23 protein-coding genes are annotated in these 20,707 nt (G+C 46.3%); 1 reads left to right on the forward strand and 22 read right to left on the reverse strand.

Annotation, left to right across the window (positions count from 1 at the left end; genetic code table 11):
• Window positions 1-2 precede the first annotated feature (2 nt).
• The 20 genes from trpC to J6600_RS10765 form a co-directional block, all read right to left on the reverse strand.
• Window positions 3-755 (reverse strand): indole-3-glycerol phosphate synthase TrpC, encoded by a 753-nt coding sequence (gene trpC / locus J6600_RS10670; RefSeq protein ID WP_209387389.1) that lies wholly within the window; start codon window positions 753-755, stop codon window positions 3-5.
• Complete coding sequence (gene trpD, locus J6600_RS10675) at window positions 748-1,764, reverse strand: anthranilate phosphoribosyltransferase (protein WP_209387390.1); 1,017 nt, start codon at window positions 1,762-1,764, stop codon at window positions 748-750. Before trpD ends, trpC begins: the two co-directional genes overlap by 8 nt.
• The gene (gene trpE, locus J6600_RS10680; RefSeq protein WP_095272877.1) at window positions 1,736-3,283 is read right to left on the reverse strand and encodes an anthranilate synthase component I; all 1,548 of its coding nucleotides are present in this window, start codon (window positions 3,281-3,283) and stop codon (window positions 1,736-1,738) included. The genes trpD and trpE overlap by 29 nt, the downstream gene beginning before the upstream one ends.
• A gap of 223 nt (window positions 3,284-3,506) precedes the next feature.
• The gene (gene aroH, locus J6600_RS10685; protein ID WP_003153463.1) at window positions 3,507-3,890 is read right to left on the reverse strand and encodes a chorismate mutase; all 384 of its coding nucleotides are present in this window, start codon (window positions 3,888-3,890) and stop codon (window positions 3,507-3,509) included.
• Entirely contained in the window at window positions 3,887-4,975 is a 1,089-nt protein-coding gene (gene aroB, locus J6600_RS10690) for a 3-dehydroquinate synthase (RefSeq protein WP_014305310.1), read from the reverse strand. Before aroB ends, aroH begins: the two co-directional genes overlap by 4 nt.
• Window positions 4,975-6,147, reverse strand: coding sequence for a chorismate synthase (gene aroC, locus J6600_RS10695; RefSeq protein ID WP_029973644.1), 1,173 nt, complete (start codon window positions 6,145-6,147; stop codon window positions 4,975-4,977). The genes aroB and aroC overlap by 1 nt, the downstream gene beginning before the upstream one ends.
• A 71-nt stretch (window positions 6,148-6,218) precedes the next feature.
• Window positions 6,219-6,989, reverse strand: coding sequence for a protein-glutamate O-methyltransferase (locus J6600_RS10700; protein WP_209387391.1), 771 nt, complete (start codon window positions 6,987-6,989; stop codon window positions 6,219-6,221).
• A gap of 189 nt (window positions 6,990-7,178) precedes the next feature.
• Window positions 7,179-7,625 carry a nucleoside-diphosphate kinase gene (gene ndk, locus J6600_RS10705; RefSeq protein ID WP_007409456.1) on the reverse strand — a complete coding sequence of 149 codons (447 nt, stop codon included), beginning with the start codon at window positions 7,623-7,625 and terminating at the stop codon, window positions 7,179-7,181.
• Window positions 7,626-7,745: 120 nt separating this feature from the next.
• Window positions 7,746-8,708: a heptaprenyl diphosphate synthase component II gene (gene hepT / locus J6600_RS10710; RefSeq protein ID WP_003153454.1), complete on the reverse strand. Its 963-nt coding sequence runs from the start codon at window positions 8,706-8,708 to the stop codon at window positions 7,746-7,748.
• Between the two features lie 28 nt (window positions 8,709-8,736).
• Window positions 8,737-9,438 (reverse strand): demethylmenaquinone methyltransferase, encoded by a 702-nt coding sequence (gene menG, locus J6600_RS10715; protein ID WP_003153453.1) that lies wholly within the window; start codon window positions 9,436-9,438, stop codon window positions 8,737-8,739.
• A gap of 5 nt (window positions 9,439-9,443) precedes the next feature.
• A complete protein-coding gene (gene hepS, locus J6600_RS10720) occupies window positions 9,444-10,199 on the reverse strand; it encodes a heptaprenyl diphosphate synthase component 1 (RefSeq protein ID WP_007409455.1) in 756 nt (251 codons plus the stop codon).
• A 156-nt stretch (window positions 10,200-10,355) separates the two neighbouring features.
• Window positions 10,356-10,583 carry a trp RNA-binding attenuation protein MtrB gene (gene mtrB, locus J6600_RS10725; RefSeq protein ID WP_003153449.1) on the reverse strand — a complete coding sequence of 76 codons (228 nt, stop codon included), beginning with the start codon at window positions 10,581-10,583 and terminating at the stop codon, window positions 10,356-10,358.
• A gap of 20 nt (window positions 10,584-10,603) precedes the next feature.
• A complete protein-coding gene (folE, locus tag J6600_RS10730; RefSeq protein WP_003153448.1) occupies window positions 10,604-11,176 on the reverse strand; it encodes a GTP cyclohydrolase I FolE in 573 nt (190 codons plus the stop codon).
• 186 nt (window positions 11,177-11,362) lie between these two features.
• The gene (hbs, locus tag J6600_RS10735) at window positions 11,363-11,641 is read right to left on the reverse strand and encodes a non-specific DNA-binding protein Hbs (RefSeq protein WP_003153447.1); all 279 of its coding nucleotides are present in this window, start codon (window positions 11,639-11,641) and stop codon (window positions 11,363-11,365) included.
• Window positions 11,642-12,015: 374 nt separating this feature from the next.
• Window positions 12,016-13,494 (reverse strand): stage IV sporulation protein A, encoded by a 1,479-nt coding sequence (gene spoIVA / locus J6600_RS10740; protein ID WP_003153438.1) that lies wholly within the window; start codon window positions 13,492-13,494, stop codon window positions 12,016-12,018.
• A 185-nt stretch (window positions 13,495-13,679) separates the two neighbouring features.
• On the reverse strand, window positions 13,680-14,414 hold the full coding sequence (locus tag J6600_RS10745; RefSeq protein WP_109567373.1) for a hypothetical protein: 735 nt from the start codon (window positions 14,412-14,414) through the stop codon (window positions 13,680-13,682).
• Window positions 14,415-14,433: 19 nt separating this feature from the next.
• Window positions 14,434-14,637, reverse strand: a complete 204-nt coding sequence (locus tag J6600_RS10750; protein ID WP_003153435.1) for a DUF2768 domain-containing protein — start codon at window positions 14,635-14,637, stop codon at window positions 14,434-14,436.
• A gap of 318 nt (window positions 14,638-14,955) precedes the next feature.
• Window positions 14,956-15,993: an NAD(P)H-dependent glycerol-3-phosphate dehydrogenase gene (locus tag J6600_RS10755; RefSeq protein ID WP_003153434.1), complete on the reverse strand. Its 1,038-nt coding sequence runs from the start codon at window positions 15,991-15,993 to the stop codon at window positions 14,956-14,958.
• Window positions 15,994-16,010: 17 nt separating this feature from the next.
• Window positions 16,011-17,321, reverse strand: a complete 1,311-nt coding sequence (gene der, locus J6600_RS10760) for a ribosome biogenesis GTPase Der (protein WP_003153433.1) — start codon at window positions 17,319-17,321, stop codon at window positions 16,011-16,013.
• A gap of 192 nt (window positions 17,322-17,513) precedes the next feature.
• Window positions 17,514-18,116 (reverse strand): YphA family membrane protein, encoded by a 603-nt coding sequence (locus tag J6600_RS10765; RefSeq protein ID WP_207168983.1) that lies wholly within the window; start codon window positions 18,114-18,116, stop codon window positions 17,514-17,516.
• A gap of 76 nt (window positions 18,117-18,192) precedes the next feature.
• Here J6600_RS10765 and J6600_RS10770 point away from each other — a divergent pair, with 76 nt between their 5' ends.
• Entirely contained in the window at window positions 18,193-18,324 is a 132-nt protein-coding gene (locus J6600_RS10770; RefSeq protein WP_003153429.1) for a YpzI family protein, read from the forward strand.
• A 34-nt stretch (window positions 18,325-18,358) separates the two neighbouring features.
• Here the strand turns inward: J6600_RS10770 and fni are convergent, their stop codons facing one another.
• Window positions 18,359-19,408 carry a type 2 isopentenyl-diphosphate Delta-isomerase gene (gene fni / locus J6600_RS10775; RefSeq protein WP_095272885.1) on the reverse strand — a complete coding sequence of 350 codons (1,050 nt, stop codon included), beginning with the start codon at window positions 19,406-19,408 and terminating at the stop codon, window positions 18,359-18,361.
• 14 nt (window positions 19,409-19,422) lie between these two features.
• Complete coding sequence (gene rpsA / locus J6600_RS10780; RefSeq protein ID WP_003153426.1) at window positions 19,423-20,571, reverse strand: 30S ribosomal protein S1; 1,149 nt, start codon at window positions 20,569-20,571, stop codon at window positions 19,423-19,425.
• Window positions 20,572-20,707: the final 136 nt, after the last annotated feature.

The following is a 20,707-nucleotide window of genomic DNA, read 5'->3' on the forward strand; positions in this document are numbered from 1 at the left end:
CGTCACTCCCCGAACAGTCCGCGGATCGCCTTTTGCTGCGAATCCTCTCTCATTAAGGATTCTCCGGCCAATACAGCCTGCGCCCCGTGCTTGTTGACGAATTGCAGGTCAGCCAAAGAACCGATGCCGCTTTCGCTGACCAGCAGGCAGCCGTCCGGTACAAGCTGCGCTATTTTTTCCGTTTGCGAAACAGAAGTACGGAACGTTTTTAAGTCCCGGTTGTTTATGCCGAGAATGTCCGGCTGAAACACTTGTAAAATCCGTTCAAGCACAGTTTCATTATGGACTTCAACGAGAACGTCCATGCCCTTCTCGCGGGCTTCCAGATAAAGCTCATGAAGCTCTGAAGGTTCCAGCGCTTCCCCGATCAGCAAAATGGCATCGGCGCCGATCCTGAACGATTCCTCCACCTGAAGGGAATCAATAATAAAATCTTTTCTCAGCACGGGAAGAGACACGGTTTGTTTAACATCTGTCAGAAATTGATTTCTCCCCTGAAAAAAACGGGTATCCGTGAGAACTGAAAGGGCGTCGGCTTTAGCCGCTTCATAATCCGCCGCAATCGTTTCCGGAACAAAATGCTCTTTAATCAATCCTTTAGACGGCGAAGCTTTTTTCACTTCGGCAATCAGCCCGATAAAACGGTTCGGGTTCAGGAGCGCTTTTTTAAAGGATCTCCGTTCAATTTGACAGGTTTCCGGCAGCACGATGGATTTGATTTCTTCTTTTTTCTGCTGAATGATTTGATCAAGCATACATTTCTTCCTCTTTCTGTTTCAGACGTTCGAGCTGCCTTTTGGCATCTCCGTTTTGAATCGCTTCTAAGGCGGTTTTCGTTCCTTCTTTCAGATCGTTTGCAAGACCTGCCGTATAAATGGCCGCGCCCGCATTTAAGGCGGTAATATGCAGAGCGGATGACGGAGCTTTATTTGCAAAAATATTCTGAATGAGGAGCGCGCTTTCTTCCGATGAACTCACTTGAATATCCTTCAATGAACCTTCTGCAAAACCGAATTGTTCAGGTGAAACGGAATATTCCAGACGTTCACCGTTTTTCAGTTCAATGATATCGGTCGGTGCTGAGATGGACAATTCATCTAATCCGTCACGGGCAGAGACAAGCATGACGTGTCTGACATCAAATTGTTCCAAAGCGCTTGCCATCAGGCGCGCTTTATCAAATGAATAGACGCCGATCACCTGCCGCTTCACCTGCAGCGGGTTGCTGAGCGGGCCCAGCAGATTAAATACGGTTCGGAAGCCAAGCTCTTTTCTTGCGGCGGCGACGTGCTTCATTGACGAATGAAACAGCGGCGCAAACAAAAACCCCATTTGTTTCATTTCAATGCTGCGTTTAACGCTTTCTGGAGTGGCTTGAATGGAAACCCCCAGCTTTTCCAGCACATCCGCGCTGCCGCTTTTTGACGAAACGGAGCGATTTCCGTGCTTGGCAACTTTAGCTCCGGCGGCAGAAGCTGTAATTGCCGCTGCCGTGGATATGTTAAACGTAGAAATCCCGTCTCCGCCTGTTCCGCACGTATCAACGACATCCGCCAAGCCACCTGATGTCTGTGCCCGCGCCCGCATCACTTTTACAAATCCGGCAAGCTCCTCCGCCGTTTCACCCCGGTGGGCTAATACCGATAAAATCCCGCCTATCTCAGACTGCGACATGTCCCCGTTCATCATCATCTCCATCAGCTTTTCGGCTTCTCCAATTTTCAGCGTACGGCCCTTAACGCACGATTGCAGAAATTTGTTCATCCGTCTTCTCCTCCCCGCCAGAAAAGATGTCTTCTGCGATTTGAATCGTTTTTAAAAGCGCCCCCGCTTTGTTACAGCTTTCTTCATATTCGGCTTCCGGGACGGAATCGGCGACTATTCCCGCGCCCGCCTGCACCGACGCCGTACCGTTTTTGACACTCATGGTGCGGATGGTAATACACGAATCAATTGACCCGTCAAACCCGATATAAGCGATACATCCGCCGTAGGTTTCTCTGGAAGTCGGTTCTAATTCATTTAAAAGCTGCATCGCGCGGATTTTCGGAGCGCCCGTGAGTGTTCCTGCCGGGAATGCCGACATCAGCGCGTCAACGGGATGAACGCCCTGCTTTAAACGGCCGGTTACAACAGAGATGATGTGCATCACATGTGAAAAAGAAACGACCTTTGTGAATTCCGGAACAGCTACGGAACCGTACTCCGCAACTCTGCCGATGTCATTGCGCGCAAGATCGACGAGCATGTAATGTTCAGCTTTTTCTTTTTCGTCATTCATCAGCTCTTTTTTCAGGCGTTCATCTTCTTTTTTTCCGGCGCCCCTTCTTCTCGTTCCGGCAATCGGATGAATTTCCAGGTGCCTGTCATGCACGCGGATCAGACGTTCAGGCGAACTCCCGACAATGTCTCTGTCAGGCAGTTTGATATAGTACATATAGGGTGAAGGATTGATGATGCGGAGCACCCTGTACAGCTCAAATGAATGTCTGGATACCGGAATGTCAAACTTTTGCGAAAGCACCCCTTGAAAAATGTCTCCCGCTTTTATATATTCTTTCAGTTTATTAACGCCGGCCATAAACTCTTCTTTCGTATAATTGGATGTCACATCGGCAAAACTTGGCGTGTCAAACGTTTCTTTAGAAAAAAACGGCTCTTTCATATCTTTCGATTCTGTCAAAATACCGATAAGCTTACGAAGCTCCGCGCAATTTTCTTTAAAAACGGCCCGCTTTTCTTCCTCCGTCTCCCGGCCGTTAAGCTCCGCATATTGAATGAAATGCACTTGTTTCGTTTCGTGGTCGTACGCGATGATTTTCCGGCAGACAAACAGCATGCATTTTTCGAAATCTGTTTCTTTCGCGTGGCTTGGCACGGAAGGCTCAATCAAAGGAATCATGTCATAGCTCAGATAACCGACCGCCCCTCCCGAAAATGGGATATCAAGCTCGGGTGTTTTAATGCGGAAGCTCTCATTCATCCAGTCAAGCACGGCTTTTAATTCTCCGCCTTCAAACAGCGTATGCCCGTTTGGATCAGCGGCAGTGAATGTGTTATGACTTTCTTTAATGGTGATAAAAGGATCGAGGCCGATAAAAGAGTATCTCGACCAGCTTGACGACTCATCCTTGCTTTCTAAAAGATACGTAATGTTTCTGTCCAGTTTTTCAACCATCTGAATGGGTGTGATCGTGTCGACCGTAAAAGTCTCTGCGATTGGAATGGTGCGGTGTGTCAGACTGTCCTTTAAAAATAAAGAAACATCCGATTGTAAATTCATGATTCTCCTCCTTACGGTAAGGAGAATGAGATGAAGAGTGAGAGGAGTCTTGCGTATAAGAAATAAACCCAAAAGAAAGGATTCTTTTGGGCAGAATAAAAACGTGTTTATCTCAGCTCAGCTAAACTCATTCTCTGCTACCCTATTCTAAACTCAACTGTTCAATATCTTACTTACCAGCTCTATACACACTCTTGTGTATTTCTAAGCTTTGTTTATCGTATTACATGTCAGTATTTTTTGTCAATGATAAATCCGGCCTTAACACAACGGCTTTTTCTAAATAGACATGCTTGATTTCATCCTGAGGCGTATCCGTCTGAACCGTCATCAGGACACGGATACACTTTTGCAGAGCGCCGGTGACATCCATTTCCTGCATGCACGTCACCGGGACGTACTGCCACCCGGAAAGGCGGCGGACCGCTTTTGCCGGAAATACGGAATGGATATCAGGCGTGGCGGATAACAGGATCTGCACAACGTCTTCCGGCTTGCATCCATTTTGTTCAATGATTTTTTCAAGCAGCTGCTGTGTTTTTTCTAAAATTTCTTGTTCGGTGTCTTGTTCCACCGTTGTTGCTCCGCGAATGCCGCGTATCATCATGCTGTTTCCTCCATTCGCCATTTGTTCAGCAAATTTTCGAGCTCATCTTTTGAAAGCATGCAGTCCCGCGCTTCGCCTAATTCCTTTAACACGATGAACTGTGTCATGCCTCCGCGCGTTTTTTTATCATTCATCATCCGGGCGGAGAGAACCGGCGTTTCAATATCTTGTCTGATGCTTCCCGGGTAGCCGAGCCCAATCAGCCATTGCGTGAGTTCTTTTCTGTTCATCTTGCATCCCGCAACCTGTTCACTCACGTAAAGGGCAAACTGCATGCCGAGGGCGACCGCATCTCCATGTGTAATCCGGCCGTAGCCGTATTCCGCCTCAACGGCATGGCCGAGCGTATGGCCGAAATTCAGAAAAGCTCTTATCCCCTCTTCCTTTTCGTCCTCACGCACGACGGCCGATTTGATTGAAATCCCTTTATAAATCATTTCATTCAGCTCAGCGCTTGTCAGTCCTTGCAACGTGTCAAACGTGAGAAGTTTTTCTAAAAAAGCATGATCGGCGATAAACGCGTGTTTGATCACTTCAGCCATACCCGATCTCAGCTCTTGTTCCGGCAGGGTTTTCAGTAGCTCCGTATCGTAAATCACCGCTTTCGGCTGATAAAACGCGCCGATTAAGTTCTTTCCGAGTTTATGGTTGACGGCCACCTTGCCGCCGACCGCGCTGTCATGGGCAAGCAGTGTCGTCGGCATTTGAATGAAATCAATTCCGCGCATAAAAGTTGCTGCGCAAAAGCCGGCCAAATCACCCGTCACGCCGCCTCCGAAGGCGATCATACATGAGGAGCGGTCCATATGGAAAGCGATCGCTTCCGTTTGAATCCGTTCATACTCTTTCAGAGACTTCGCTTCTTCTCCGCTTGGAACGATCACTTTTTTCACGGGCCATGTTTCGTTTAAAAGCCGGAACATCTCATCACCGTATAGCCGGTCAACTTCAGCATCGATGACGAGAAGGATCTTTGTCAGCGGCCTGTTCAGTGAAGACAAAAGGGCAGCGGCCTGTTTCCTTATGCCTTCACCGATATACACGGGATATGCGGAGGAAGCTGTCCGAACCTCAAGCTCTTTCATCAGAATTCCCTCGATAGTTTTTTCATGTTTTCAACATTTTCTTTAATGCGGTCGATCTGGTCAAGCCCGAATTGCTCTACGACGGCATTTGCGATTTCCCAGGCCACTGCTGCTTCAGCCACTACGCTTGCTGCCGGAACCGCGCAGCTGTCTGAACGTTCAATGCTCGCTGTAAACGGTTCTTTCGTTTCAATGTCGACGCTTTTCAGCGGCTTGTACAAAGTAGGGATCGGTTTCATAACGCCGCGGACGACAATCGGCATTCCCGTCGTCATACCGCCTTCTAATCCTCCGAGCCTGTTTGTGGCGCGTGTATAGCCTTTCTCTTCATCCCATACGATTTCATCATGAACTTCACTGCCGTTTTTGCCGGCCGCTTCAAAACCGATGCCGAACTCTACGCCTTTAAACGCGTTAATCGACAGAACGGCAGCAGCGAGCTTGCTGTCCAGCTTACGGTCGTAGTGGACATAGCTTCCGACACCGACCGGCATACCTTCGACGATCACTTCAACGATTCCGCCGATCGAGTCGCCGTTTGCCTTCGCTTCATCAATGGCTGCCATCATTTGACGGCCTGCTTCTTCATCGTAGCATCTGACCGGTGATTCTTCCGTTACCCGTTTGAGATCCTCAATGGATGTGTAATCGGTTTTCTCTGCTTTTACGCTGCCGATTTGCAGGACATGCCCGGCGACTTTAATGCCAAGCTCCGCTAAAATCTTTTTAGCGACGGCTCCGGCAGCCACGCGAACCGTTGTCTCACGCGCGGAAGATCGTTCTAACACATTTCTCATATCGCGGTGATTATACTTAATAGCACCGTTCAAATCTGCGTGTCCCGGTCTCGGTCTTGAAATCTGGCGTTTCATTTCACTTTCTTCTTCTTCTGTAATCGGTGCAGCGCCCATGATTTTTGTCCAGTGAGTCCAATCTTTATTCTCTACAACGAGCGCGATAGGTGAACCGAGTGTCCGGCCATGCCGCACGCCGCTCGTGATCTTCGCTCTGTCCGTTTCAATCTGCATGCGGCGTCCGCGGCCGTGCCCTTTTTGACGTCTGGCAAGCTCAAAATTAATGTCTTCTTCAGTTATATAAAGCCCCGCAGGCACACCTTCTATAATTGTCGTCAGCTGCGGACCGTGTGATTCTCCGGCTGTTAAGTATCTCATTTCTTTTTTCTCCCTTCATCACATTAACGCTTTTAAGTAAAACTATAACACAAGTTTTCATTAAATGTCTTCTATCTTTTTTGATAAAAAAATGTATCAGTGCTCTCAAGGCCGAATTTTTCCGGGCTGAAAATTTGTTCTGTACTGCCGACAAACAGAATTCCGTTCTTTTTCAGACTGCCCGCCATTTTCACATACAGCTCTTCTTTTGCTTTTTCAGTAAAATAAATAAAGACGTTGCGGCAGACGATCAGGTCAAAATCCTGTTCATAGCTGTCGGCAAGCAGGTTGTGCCGCTTAAACCGGATGTTTTTCTGAATCTCTTGTTTTACTTGATAGCTGCTGTCAGCCTGCTTGGTGAAATAACGGCTTTTCACGGAAGCCGGCACCTCTTGCAGCGAGCGTTCCTGATAGATGCCCCGCTTGGCTTTGCTTAGCGCCTTTTCATCAATATCTGTCGCCAATATATCAAATCCGGCCAGTCCCGTCTGCTGATTGAGAATCATAGCCAAAGTATAGGGCTCCTCTCCCGTTGAACAGGCCGCACTCCATATTTTTAACGGTTTGTTATGCTTTATTAACGGAAGAATTGAGGTTTCAAGAACTTCCCACCGTTTATAATTTCGGTAAAATTCAGAAACATTGATCGTCATTCTGTCCAATGTTTCGTTTAATAAAAGCTTGTCCTTTTCCAAAGCGGTGGCAAATTCCTGAAAATCTCTGAACCCCTTCTTTTCATAAAGGGACGTCAGCCGCCTTTTCATCTGTGCTTCTTTGTATAAAGATAAATCAACGCCGGTTATTTGTTTCCACTTGGTGATAAAAATGTCGTAAGGCTCCATTGCTTCTCTCCCAATCTCGCTGTCTTTTGTCCTAGTATAGCCTGTTTTCTGTCGAAATTGTACGATTTCAATAAAAAAATCAGCCCGCGGGCTGATTTGTGAGAAACGAAAAGACAGGGCAACGCAGCCTCTGTCTTTCATAAATGATGTAAACCTTTTCATAATACGAGAAAAAGAAAGGCTGACGGCTTAGTACACCCAGTCGGCCATTAATTTTTGATACGGTACAAGCTCTTCCTGTTTAAAGAAAATGTGAATTTCCCGCTCAGCGCTTTCTAAGGAGTCTGAACCGTGAATGATATTTTTGCCGACAAACATGCCGTAGTCACCGCGGATCGTGCCCGGCAGTGCATCTTTCGGGTTCGTTTTTCCGATCAGCTGTCTTGTGATCTCTACTACATTTTCCCCTTCCCATACCATTGCAAATACGGGTCCTGATGTAATGAATTCCACAAGCTCGCCGAAAAACGGCTTCCCTTTATGTTCAGCATAATGGTTTTCAGCCATCTGTTCTGAAACTTGCATTAGCTTGGCTCCTGCCAATTGTAAGCCCTTACGCTCAAATCTGGATAAAATCTCTCCGATCAGCTGGCGCTGTACGCCGTCCGGTTTTACCATGATAAAAGTTTTTTCCATAAGATTCTCCACCCCATCATTATGTATAGGCTTTCAAGTTGCACACCGAAATCGTAACATCTTTCTGACAATTAATCAATCCAGGGCGGAGAATGTTCACATCTTGTTCGTAAAAGGAATTTAAAATTTCCGTTTGCCGATATATTTGGCGATGGCGGCCAATGATGAGCGCGCACGTCCTCTCGGCAGTGTATTCAGTTTTTCAAACGCTTTTTTTAAGTACCTGTCACTGACGGCCATTGATTTTTCAATCGCGTCTGTGCGTTTAATATTTTCAATAATGGGGGCGAGCTGCTCCTGTGTTGTTTCACTGTTAATTAATTTCAGCTGATTTTTCAATTCAGGCTGACGGAGCGCGTACAAAACGGGCAGAGTGACATTTCCTTGCAACAGATCCCCTCCGACCGGTTTTCCCAGTTCCTCTTCCGTTGAAGTGAAATCAAGAATGTCGTCAATAATCTGATAGGACATGCCCACGTAATAACCGAACCAATATAATGCTTTATGAATCTTCTCATCAGCTCCCGAAGCGATGGCGCCGAGCTGGCAGCTGACGGCAATGAGAAGAGCCGTTTTCCGTTTGATGCGGCGCAAATAGGTTCTGAGGTTTTGCTCCATATTGTATTTATCTCTGATCTGTTCAATTTCTCCGAGGCATACTTCTACGATGGTTTTGGACAGGATCCGGTGGGCTTTCGGCTCATCCAATCTCGTCATCATCTCAAGTGAGCCCGCAAGCATATAATCACCGGTATACATGGCGATGCGGTTGTCCCACTTGGCTTTGATGGTCGGTTTTCCCCTCCGCAGCTCGGCGTCATCAATGACGTCGTCATGCACGAGGGACGCCATATGAATCATTTCCAGCGTCACCGCAACATATTTTATTTTATTAATGTCATAGTCGCCGAACATGCCGGAAAGCAATACGAAAACAGGGCGGATCCGCTTGCCTCCCGCCTGGAGCAGATGGAGCCCGGCTTCACTCAGCAAGGGATAGTCTGACCGCACCGTTTGCTCAAGCTCCCTTTCGATCACATCAATATCATCATTTAAAAAAGAATAGGCCATTTTAAATTTCATATCATTCACCCAAACATCTGTATATTCATCATTTCCAACCGATATGCGTAGCGGCCACTCCGCCGGTAAACGAATGGTATTTGACATTCGTCAGGCCCGCTTCTTCAAACAGACGCGCAAGTTCTTTCATACCGGGAAATTCTCTTGCCGATTCTTGAAGCCAAGAATATTCTTTATAGCTCTTCGCAAACATTTTTCCGAAGAAAGGCATGATGTATTTAAAATAAAGAAAATATGCCTGTCTGAATCCGAACATTTCCGGCTGGGATGTTTCCAGACATACGACCTGCCCGCCCGGTTTGACGACCCGCCGCATTTCTTTCAGCACGGTCAGATAGTCGGGAACGTTTCGCAGCCCGAAGCCGATGGTGACAAAATCAAAAGAATCATCAGCGAAAGGAAGCTCCATCGCATTTCCGTGCAAAAGCTCAATTTGGCTGTAACCGCCCTCTTTCACTTTTTTCTCACCGATGCTCAGCATATTTTTGCTGAAATCCAGTCCTTTGATTTCGCCGCTTTTTCCGGCCGCTTCTGCGAGGGCAATCGTCCAGTCAGCCGTTCCGCAGCAGACATCAAGCGCTTTTGCGCCTTCTTTTACATTCATGATCTGCATCGTTTTATCGCGCCATTTTTTATGCTGCTGAAAACTGATAACAGAGTTCATTTGGTCATAATTTTTATAGATTTTTTCAAACACGCCGTGTACGCGCTGTTCTTTTGACTCCTGCATGTTGATTACCCTTCTTCCACTTTCTGATGATATGTTTTGTCCTGGCTGATCGCCTTAAGCCGGTTCAGCATTAGGTTTTGGATTGGTGAATTGAGCGGCAGCAGCGTTTCAATGCTTTGCTTTGCCTTTCGGAAGCTATCTTCCATTATGTCAGCCTTTGATTTCCCTGACTTTACAATATTGCCGATGACATCGAGAAATATAGCATTGCCGTTCATCAGCCGCTTATATACAAAAAAATCACTCGCCAGCTCTTTCCAGCGCGGAAGATTAAAGTGGTCTGACACTCTGTGAAACAGGGCCGCTTCCACAATCGCCATGCTTTCGATCAATTGATTCAAGTCATTGACAGACCGATCGTACAGACGGATTTTATGCTCATTGATTTCTTTAATTGCCGTAGCGAGCGTCCGAATCATATAGATATCCTTCATTTCAGATAAAAGCGAATAATACAGTCCGCTGAAATAGTCGCCGGCAAGCACGGTGAGCTGCCGGTTTTTATTTTCGTCTCGCTTTAACGCTCTGGCTGTTGTCACTTCATCGTGGGTATCAAGGGCGCTTTGGACAAGCATCGCAGTTACTATGTAATTTTCTCTGTCGTTGTTCTTAATGTCCGCCTCTTCAAACAAAGCGTGAAAAAGAAGAAGCTTATCCTCATCGATTTTAGGCGCAGAAATATGTTTCGCTAAATAAGGATGAGACAGCTTTTGTTTTAATTTCGTATTTAGATTCGCTAAAGTTCCGTAGATGTCTTGCAAAAATATCACCCTTGTCCCCAAATTCACATTTATTCTAATATGTATGAGATTTACTCGTCATTATTATACGCAGGTATCATTATAGCATAAAAAAAAGAAATTGGCTGTATTCTCCCGCCGTTTGCGGGCATTTGGCAAAAGCGGGAAACAGCCGGCTTATTTTTTTTCGCTGTTCATTTCTCCGTAAGCGGTCTGGATGAGGGCGTTGCCTCTCACTTTGATGGCAGAGGTATGCTCAGTAAACTGAGCGATAATTACTTCGCCTTTGTCCAGTTTTTCGGAATGGTGAAATTTCGTATCCGTTCCTCTCGTTAAACCGATGACGTTCACGCCGTCCTCGACCGCTTTAATGACGACAAAATCACTTGAATGCTTTGAATTCATATCTGCACCCTCTATCATTATTAATCCGCACGTTTAATATGTTCTAACACTTCGGAACGCGCCGCTGCGTCATCTTTAAAAATACCTCTTACAGCGGAAGTCACTGTTTTTGCACCCGGCTTTCTTACGCCCCTCATCGTCATGCACATATGCTCAGCTTCGACGACAACCATGACGCCGTGGGGATCTAAGGTCTCTACGATGCTTTCTGCAATCGTTGAAGTGATGCGCTCCTGCAGCTGCGGGCGTTTTGAGACGGCTTCCACCGCCCGCGCCAATTTACTCAGGCCCGTCACTTTGCCGCCGCGCGGAATGTAGGCAATATGCGCTTTTCCGTAAAAAGGAACAAGGTGATGTTCACACATGGAATGAAACGCGATATCTTTTACAAGAACAAGCTCCTCATGGTCTTCTCCGAAAACGGTTTTAAAGTGTTCTTTCGGGTCTTCATTTAATCCCGAGAATACTTCCGCGTACATTTTTGCCACGCGTTTCGGCGTATCTAAAAGCCCTTCCCGGTCCGGGTCTTCTCCAATCGCCTCTAAAATCTGGCGAACCGCCTGTTCAATCTGTTCTTTATTAACTTCTTTCATTGTCTGTGTCCTCCACCATTGAATACATTTAATTTCGATTCTAGCACATTTGCCGCGCCAAAAGCAAAACGAAAGTCCTGCCCGGTGACCGAGGCTGCTTAAATATGAAAAGCCCCTTTATCAAGGGGCTTTTCTGTGAAGAAACAAAGTGTATGTATCAGATGCATACACGATCTATATTCACAATTATTTTCCTGCAACAGCGTCTTTAAGAGCTTTACCTGGTTTGAAAGCAGGTACCTTGCTTGCAGGGATTTCGATTTCTTCACCTGTTTGCGGGTTACGTCCTTTACGTGCAGAGCGCTCGCGCACCTCAAAGTTACCGAAACCGATCAGTTGGATTTTATCACCGTTTTTAAGTGCATCTAAAATCGTATCAAAAACAGAATCAACTGCTTTTGTAGCGTCTTTTTTAGACAATTCGCTTGCTTCAGCAACCGCATTGATTAGTTCTGTCTTGTTCATGCCTTTCACCTCCTCCCAAAAGGGTATCAAATCAGCAGTTTATTATCATTTCTTCACAGTTCAGCCTGATTCTAAACCTGTCTGATAAAAAATCAAAGCAGGGAAGAACAGACAAGTAAACGGCTTTTCATAAGAAAACAGACACTTTGAGGAATGTTTGTCCAACAAAGTGAAGATTTTCTGTATGTAGAGTAACACATATAAAAAGCCATATCAAGCATTTTAAAGCCTCAATCCCTTGCTCGTCAAGGTTTTCACGTGTTTTACCGAACAAATATTCCTTTTTTTGCTTTTTTCCTCCTAATCCTTGATTGATTTCCAGTATCTAAAAAGAATAAAAAAAGACCCCCCGTTTCAGGAAGAGGTCCTTCAGCTTACAAAATAATGGCGATCAGGCCGCCTGAGCCTTCGTTAATAATTCTCTCCAGCGTTTCTTTCAGTTTATATCTCGCATTTTCCGGCATGAGTGACAGTTTTGCGGAGATTCCTTCTCTTACGATAGAGCTCAATGATCTGCCGAAAATATCGGAGTTCCAGATAGAAAGCGGATCATCTTCAAAGTCCTGCATTAAGTAGCGGACAAGCTCTTCACTTTGTTTTTCCGTCCCGATGATCGGCGCGAATTCACTTTCCACATCCACTTTGATCATATGAATGGACGGAGCGACCGCTTTGAGCCTTACTCCGAACCTTGATCCCTGTCTGATGATTTCCGGTTCATCAAGGCTCATATCGGTTAAGGCCGGGGCGGCAATGCCGTAGCCGGTCTGTTTCACCATTTTCAGCGCATCTGATACCTGATCATATTCTTTTTTCGCGTGGGCGAAGTCCTGCATTAATTCAAGCAGGTGGTCTTTCCCGCGGATTTCAACGCCGACCACTTCTTTTAAAATCTGGTCATATAAATGATCCGGCGCATACAAATCAATTTCTGCGACACCCTGGCCAAGTTCGATTCCGGCCAGACCGGCGCTTTCAATAAACTCAAATTCACTGAAGTGGCCGACAACCCGGTCGACATCGCGCAGGCGTTTAATATCTTTTACGGTTTCTTTCACTGATTCCTGGTAGCTCTCTCTGAGCCAGTGATTTTCCTTCAGCACCATGACCCAGCTCGGAAGGTTTACATTTACTTCCAGAACAGGGAACTCGTAAAGCGCTTCTCTGAGGACGCTTAACACATCTGTTTCCCGCATGCTTTCAACACTCATGGCGAGGACGGGAATATCATATTTCGCGCTTAATTCAGCTCTGAGCGCTTCTGTTTCCGGGTGGTACGGTTTTACCGAGTTGATGACCATAATAAACGGTTTGCCGACTTCCTTCAGCTCGTCGATGACTCTTTCTTCCGCTTCCACGTAATCGCCCCGCGCAATATCGCCGATTGAGCCGTCTGTCGTAATGACGACCCCGATTGTGGAGTGTTCCTGGATGACTTTTCTCGTACCGATTTCCGCTGCCTCATGAAAGGGAATCGGTTCTTCGTACCAAGGTGTATTGATCATTCTCGGGCCGTTTTCATCCTCATATCCCTTCGCCCCGGGAACCGTATATCCCACACAATCCACAAGACGGATGTTGACATCAAGTCCTTCCGCGACATGAACGGACATGGCTTGATTCGGGACAAATTTTGGTTCTGTGGTCATTATCGTTTTTCCTGCTGCGCTTTGCGGAAGCTCATCCTGCGCCCGCGCTCGATCGGCCTCATTGCTGATATTCGGGAGCACCACGAGCTCCATAAATTTTTTAATGAATGTAGATTTCCCTGTACGGACAGCGCCAACGACTCCTAAGTATATATCGCCCCCTGTTCGTTCAGCGATATCCTTGAAAATATCGACCTTTTCCAAGTGATCCCCTCCCGGACTTCCTATCCTTATCATTTTTCATTCACCATTCTCCAATCAAATACAGGACACTATATGTGTATGACGTTGTCCTATTTCAATATGACATCTTTAGAAAATTTTCAGGCAGTCTTTTCTATCAAAATCAAAAAAACCTTTCTCCCTATTTGTATGCGCGGGAAAAAGGTTCATTCCTGTTTCGTTTGACTTTCTAAAAAAACGGGTTCCTGTTTTTCATTTACGGTGTATGTGACTGAAAAGGCCGGGACGAAAGGAGTCTCTTTCCATAAAATATCCTGAATTTCCGCGCCCGGTTTGATTTTCTTTTTGTTTTCCTTCAGGCAGCGGGCGAGATCGACGCGATAGTCGGCATAGATTTCTCCGTCAGCGCCGATTAAAAGCGGCAGAGACGTGCCTGAAACCGGACTTTTGACTGAAGGAGAGTCTTTCATGCCGAGCTTTTTTTTATTTAAAGTGAACAGCCCTTTTGAAACGGCGTCCTCATAGGGAGGATATGTATGCTTTTCCTGATACATTTTGACACGCAGCTTCATGTCGCGGATTGCTTCCGCCATTTGGAGATCGACCAGCTTGACGGTCGGCTTATTTTCCACATCGACAAGCACGTATTGGTACATTCCTCCGCTTTCATAAGCTGAGGCCGGCGGCTCCTCTATGTATCTGGGCGCGAGCCGCTTAAAATCTATCGGATATTTTTGATAGAGCGGTGTTTTCATATCTTTTGTCTGAATCGGCAGAAGTCCGCCGTTCGCCTTTTTAAATTCATCCACTGCCGCTTGCACCTGCTGAAGCTGATGTTTGTAAGATACTTTATTTTCAGTTTTTTTCGCTTCAGGGTACAGACAGCCGGACAGCAGAAGCACCGCCATTGCCGTTATGACGGCCATTTTAAACTTATGCATTCCGCGCCCCCTTTTTGCTTTATTCATTGACAGGCCCGCTGAAAACGACCATTAACACGATCAATCCCGAGATGACCATGCAGGCATAAGCGAGTGAAGAAACCGCTGCTTTTATCAGTTTGTTTTTCACTTTGTACCTGCTGACATAAATAGAGGCCACCGCAACAAACATTAATCCCATAGCACCAAGCGCAAACCACATTTTCATCAATGCCACACTCACGTTCGTGCCCCCCGTCCCATCATTGTAAGCGTTATATTTCATTTTAATATACAAATGTTGAAAAGATCAACAGGTTTTCCATCTATTGAAAAAACAAAAAAACTGAAGCAAAGAGGGGGACTTTGCTTCAGTCAAGTTGACTATATTCACCTGTACGTCTGAGATACACTCTCTTGGACTTCGATGCTATAGTATGCGCAGATGCGTACGTCTGCATCCTCTTCTGCCTAAATCAGCAAATGTTTTAAGCGATTTCAGCCGGAGAGTTCTGCGTTTTGGACTTTCGTCACTTCAGAATATGCTGACGGCATGTTATTGTCACTTCACCCGGTTTTCGAATGTGTTGACCAAGTCTTCCATCTCATGGGTTTTCACTCTGGCCATTAAGGATTCTACGGCCGTTTCTACCTTCTGCCCGTTAAATAATACTTGGTGAAGCGCCTCTGTGATCGGCATTTTCACTTGGTATTTTTGAGACAGCTGATACGCAGCTTTTGTCGTCCGCACGCCTTCAACAACCATCCCCATCTTATCCAGGACAGCTTCCAGCTTATATCCTTTGCCGAGCAGGTTGCCGGCGCGCCAGTTTCGGGAATGAACGCTTGTACACGTCACGATTAAATCGCCTACGCCGGTCAGGCCGGAAAAGGTGAGCGGATTTCCGCCCATCTTTGTGCCGAGTCTGGCGATTTCAGCAAGACCTCGGGTGATTAAGGCCGCTTTTGCATTATCTCCGTATCCTAATCCGTCTGTAATCCCCGCTGCAAGAGCGATGATATTCTTTAACGCTCCCCCTATTTCAACACCGATCATATCCGGATTGGTATAGACGCGGAAATGCTGGTTCATGAATAAATCCTGAACCGCTTCTGCAGCCTTGATATTTTTTGAAGATGATGTAACAGTCGTCGGGTGTCTTAATCCGACTTCCTCAGCGTGGCTCGGCCCTGAAAGCACGACGATGTCTTTTCTGTACTCCTCAGGCAGCTCCTCTTCCATTAATTCTGAAATACGGAGAAGCGAATCCGGCTCGATTCCCTTGCTGACATGAACAAAAATCGATTGTTTCGGGATGTACGGCAGAGCCTTTTTCAACACTTCCCGAATGGCTTTTGTCGGGACTGCCACAATGATGAAGTCCGCTCCTTTTAAAGCCTCGCTTAAATCAGCTGTCCCGATGATAGAACTTGATAGCTCCACCCCCGGCAGGTAATCTTTGTTTTCATGCAGTTCGTTGATTTGATCGATCAATTCGGCACGGTGTCCCCACATCATAACTTGATGTCCGTTATCAGCCAGCACTAAAGAAAGTGCAGTGCCCCAGCTTCCCGCTCCAAGCATTGCCACTTTTTTCATCTCTGTATCACACCTTTTTATTTTCTTGCTCTTGCAAATATTTTAATTGGCGTACCTTCAAATCCGAAAGCGTCCCGGATTCGGTTTTCTAAAAAGCGTTCATAAGAAAAATGCATCAGTTCCGGATCGTTGACAAAAACAACGAAGCTCGGCGGCTTAACAGCGACTTGAGTCGCATAATAAATTTTCAGACGGGAGCCGTTGTGCGTCGGAGTCGGATTCATGGCGACCGCATCCATGATGACATCATTTAAGACATTTGTCTGCACGCGGAGAGAGTGGTTTTCACTCGCTTTAATAATCGCAGGCATGAGTGTATGAATCCGCTTTGTCGTCAGTGCCGACATAAACAGCACCGGCGCATAATCAAGAAATTGGAAATGTTCCCGAATATTTTGTTCAAATTCTTTCATCGTGCGCTCGTCTTTATCAACGGCATCCCATTTGTTTACGATAATGACGACGGCTTTCCCGGCTTCATGGGCGTATCCGGCGATCCGCTTGTCCTGCTCAAGGATGCCTTCTTCTGCATTCAGCACAACGCCGACGACGTCTGAGCGGTCAATGGCTTTTAACGCCCGAAGCACACTGTATTTTTCTGTTGTTTCATATACTTTACCCTTTTTTCTCATTCCCGCCGTGTCAACGATTACAAATTCCTGCTGATTGTAGGTGAACGCCGTATCCACTGCGTCTCTAGTCGTTCCGGCTACGTTGCTCACGATAACCCGCTCTTCGCCGAGCATCGCATTGACAAGGGATGATTTTCCGACATTCGGGCGGCCGATCAGGCAGAATTGAACGACATCATCACTGTACTTCGTCTCCGGAATGTTTTTAAAATGCTCGGCACAAGCATCGAGCAAATCTCCCAATCCTAAACCGTGTGTGCCCGAAATCGGATACGGTTCTCCAAAGCCGAGCGCATAAAAGTCATAGATGTTCGCTCTCATTTCGGTATTATCTAATTTATTAACGGCTAATACGACCGGTTTTTTTGTCCGGTACAGTATTTTTGCCACTTCTTCATCAGCAGACGTCACACCTTCGCGGCCGTTCACCATAAAGATGATCACATCAGCCTCGTCCATGGCGATTTCAGCCTGCTGGCGGATCTGTGTCAGAAACGGTTCGTCTCCGATATCAATTCCGCCCGTATCAATCAGGTTAAAATCATAATTCAGCCATTCCGCCGAACTGTATATCCGGTCCCGCGTCACTCCGGGGGTATCTTCTACTATTGAAATTCTTTCACCCGCAATCCGGTTAAAGATTGTGGATTTTCCCACATTCGGTCTTCCGACAATGGCTACGACAGGTTTACCCATAGTACCCTTCCTTTCAATCCAGCCGCTTACATTTTCACAAAAAATTGTTCAACCGGTTATTAAAAATCATCTTCGCTATGAAAAGAACCCTTCAAACAGAAGGGCTTAACTCATTTATTATATCAGTTTTCACTGAGATCACAATGTATTCTTCAAAATGTTTCGCATTCATGTAACAGTCTCCGTCTGTTTTCAAGACATTTTTGTCGCTCCTTTGCCCTGCTTTTTGCTTTTTTGGCTGATGCGCGCCGCAAGCTGTTCATATGTAGTCAGCCCGACGAGCAGAATCACTCCCGCCGAACAGCCTGAAAGCCATTTATAATCACCGACGGCTGCCGCACCCGCAATATTGCGGATGACCGCAGCATACAATAGCTCCCCCTGGCACATGCCGAGAACAAAAAGACAAAGCCTCTCAGGGAACCGCCCCTCAACGGAAAGCGTAATAACGGTAAGCAGTATAACCGCCGCCCATTCAGGTTTTATGATAAACCAAACAGGATCATATAATGCAAAAAGAAAAATAAAGCCGTACGCCGCAGACGCCGTCAGATGAATCACAATATTACGGAGCCGTTTATGCATGCCGAGGCTTCCCGCATAAACAAATGCCGCAGTAAAAAACATGACATATGCCGCATTCAGCGTAAAATAAGCCGTAATCTGATGTATGCTTGCCATCATATTAGTCAAAATAAAGACTGATACGTAAAAACGGCTTTTCGTTTTGGCAAAAATAAAAGTCGCAAGTATCCATAAAAACCACATTGACCAGTAATAATAAAACGGTTCCATAATCGCTCCTCCTCTGATCAGTATGGAGCGGGAACGCATTTTTTAAACCAATTATGCCTGAAAGGAGCGGATAAGGATGGGAAAAGACAGACAGGAGAAAAAACTGAAAGCCTCCCGACGAGTGGAATCTGATCGCGATGATTCGATTCACCATAAAGGAGCGACAAGCCTTGAGCAAAACGGGGAATTCCGAAAAAGAAAATCGTAAAAAACAGAAAAAGGCATGCGGGTCCGCATGCCTTTTAACGTTTGCTGAAACGGGATGTGTCAATTCCCCGTTCAGAAAGCCAGTGATGTGTGTCACCTTTTATGACCAAAGGCGCCTTTTGCAATTGGGAAACCGATTGGCATCCGAGGGCGGTCATAATCATTTTCAGCTCTTGCAAAAGCGCCGTCATCTCGTCAAACAGGCCCTCTTCTCCTTTAGAGGTGAGAGCTTTCAGGAAAGTGCCCGCCATTCCCGCGCTGGAAGCGCCGAGGGCAATCGATTTGGCGACATCCAGGGCACTTTGCAGCCCGCCGGATGCGATAATTGATTGATCAGCGGAGAGCGAGTGGATTTCCGCTAAGCTTGCGGCAGTGGAAATTCCCCACGTATTAAAAAATTGAAGCGCCTTCTCTCTGCGCATATTTTCGATCTTAGAGAAATTTGTACCGCCGTATCCGCCGGCATCAACTGCTGCTGCGCCGGCATCAAATAACTGACGTGCCGATTCCCTGCTCATTCCGAAGCCGACCTCTTTGACAAAAACGGGAACTCCCGCTTCCGCCGCAATCCGCTCAATACGGCCGAGAGCGCCAGTAAAGCTTCTGTCACCCTCTGGCATGACGATCTCCTGAATCACATTTAAATGAATCTGGAGGGCATCCGCTTGAATCATATCAACTGCCCTTTTCGCCTGCTCGGCATCCGCCTCGCTGCCTAAATTGGCAAATATCAGCCCGTCCGGATTCTCTTTTCTGACGATCTCGTAAGAACACCGTTCGGAGGGATCTTTTAAAGCTGACATTTGCGAACCGACAGCCAGCGGCATGCCGGCTTTGCGCGCGGCTCTTGCCAGCGATCTGTTAATTTCGTATGTAAGCTGTCCGCCGCCGCCTGTCATCGCATTGATAAAAATCGGCGAACTGCTTGTGAGTCCGCCGATTTTCGTTGATATATCCACTTTTTCCAATGCTAGGTTCGGTAGGCTGACATGAACAAACGTAATATCATCAAGCCCCGTTTCCCGGTTTTGGCCGGTAGACAGCGCATGATTTATATGTTCTCTTTTTCGTTCTGCTCGTGTCACGTTTTATCACCAATTTATTTTAATTTATTAAGCTTGTCTCCGATTAAATCGCCAAGCTGGAAGCCGGTGCTCGGCTCTTCTTTCGCCTGGTATTGGCGGAAGTCCTCCTGATCGGCTTTCGGCGCTTCTTCAAGCTCACGCATGCTTAAGGAAATGCGCTCTTCGCTTTCGTTCACGTCAAGCACTTTCACTTTAACAGTCTGTCCTTCTTCAAGCACTTCATGCGGCGTTCCGATATGTTTATTGGAAATTTGCGAAATGTGCACAAGTCCTTCCACGCCCGGAAGAATTTCAACGAAGGCGCCGAAGCTTACAAGGCGCTGCACTTTTCCTTCAAGCACATCTCCCTGTTTTACCTTTTCGCCGATCTGGCTCCAAGGTCCCGGCAGCGTTTCTTTAATAGATAAAGAAATACGCTCGTTATCGCGGTCTACGGACAGTACTTTCACTTTTACGTCCTGACCTTCTTCCACCACGTCAGACGGTTTTTCGACGTGTGAATGAGACAGCTGCGAAATATGAACAAGCCCGTCAATTCCGCCGATGTCGACAAATGCGCCGAAATCAGTCAGACGCTGCACTTTTCCTTCAAGCACGCTTCCAACCTCAAGCGTTTGGAGAAAATCATGCTTTTTGGCTGTCTGTTCTTTTTCCACTACAGCCCGGTGTGACAGAATCACCCGGTTTTTATCACGGTCGAGTTCAACGACGATAAGAGAGAGGGTTTTCCCTTTATAGTCAGTGAAATCCTCGACGAAATGAGCTTCGACAAGTGATGCGGGAATGAAGCCGCGAACGCCGATATCAACGACGAGACCGCCTTTCACCACATCTTTCACTTCAGCTTCAAACACTTCTTTTGTGTCGAATTTTTTTTCAAGGTCTTCCCAAGCGCGGTCAGCATCAACGGCACGTTTAGATAAAATCAAAGCATCGTCTTCCACTTTTGTTACTTTCAGGTCAAGCTCGTCGTCAACTTTTACGACATCCGATGCTTTCTCTACATGAAGACTTGATAATTCACTGATTGGAATGATTCCGGACTGTTTGACATTGACAATTTCGACATCTACATGCTTGTCCTCTACCTTTGTCACAATCCCTTTTACTACATCTCCAACCTCTGGCACTTGAACATCAATTTGATTCATTTCCTCTGTCATTTGAATAACCTCCTTGGTCCAAACCTACACAGCTTAATTAATACGGTTTGAAAGCTGAACATGTGAATGTCCGCTTTTCAGCCGAATATGTATTAAAGAATCATCCAAAAAAGATTTTGAATGATCAATAAAAAGT

It is taken from the genome of Bacillus sp. LJBV19 (assembly GCF_017797845.1).
GTDB classification, from domain to species: domain Bacteria; phylum Bacillota; class Bacilli; order Bacillales; family Bacillaceae; genus Bacillus; species Bacillus velezensis.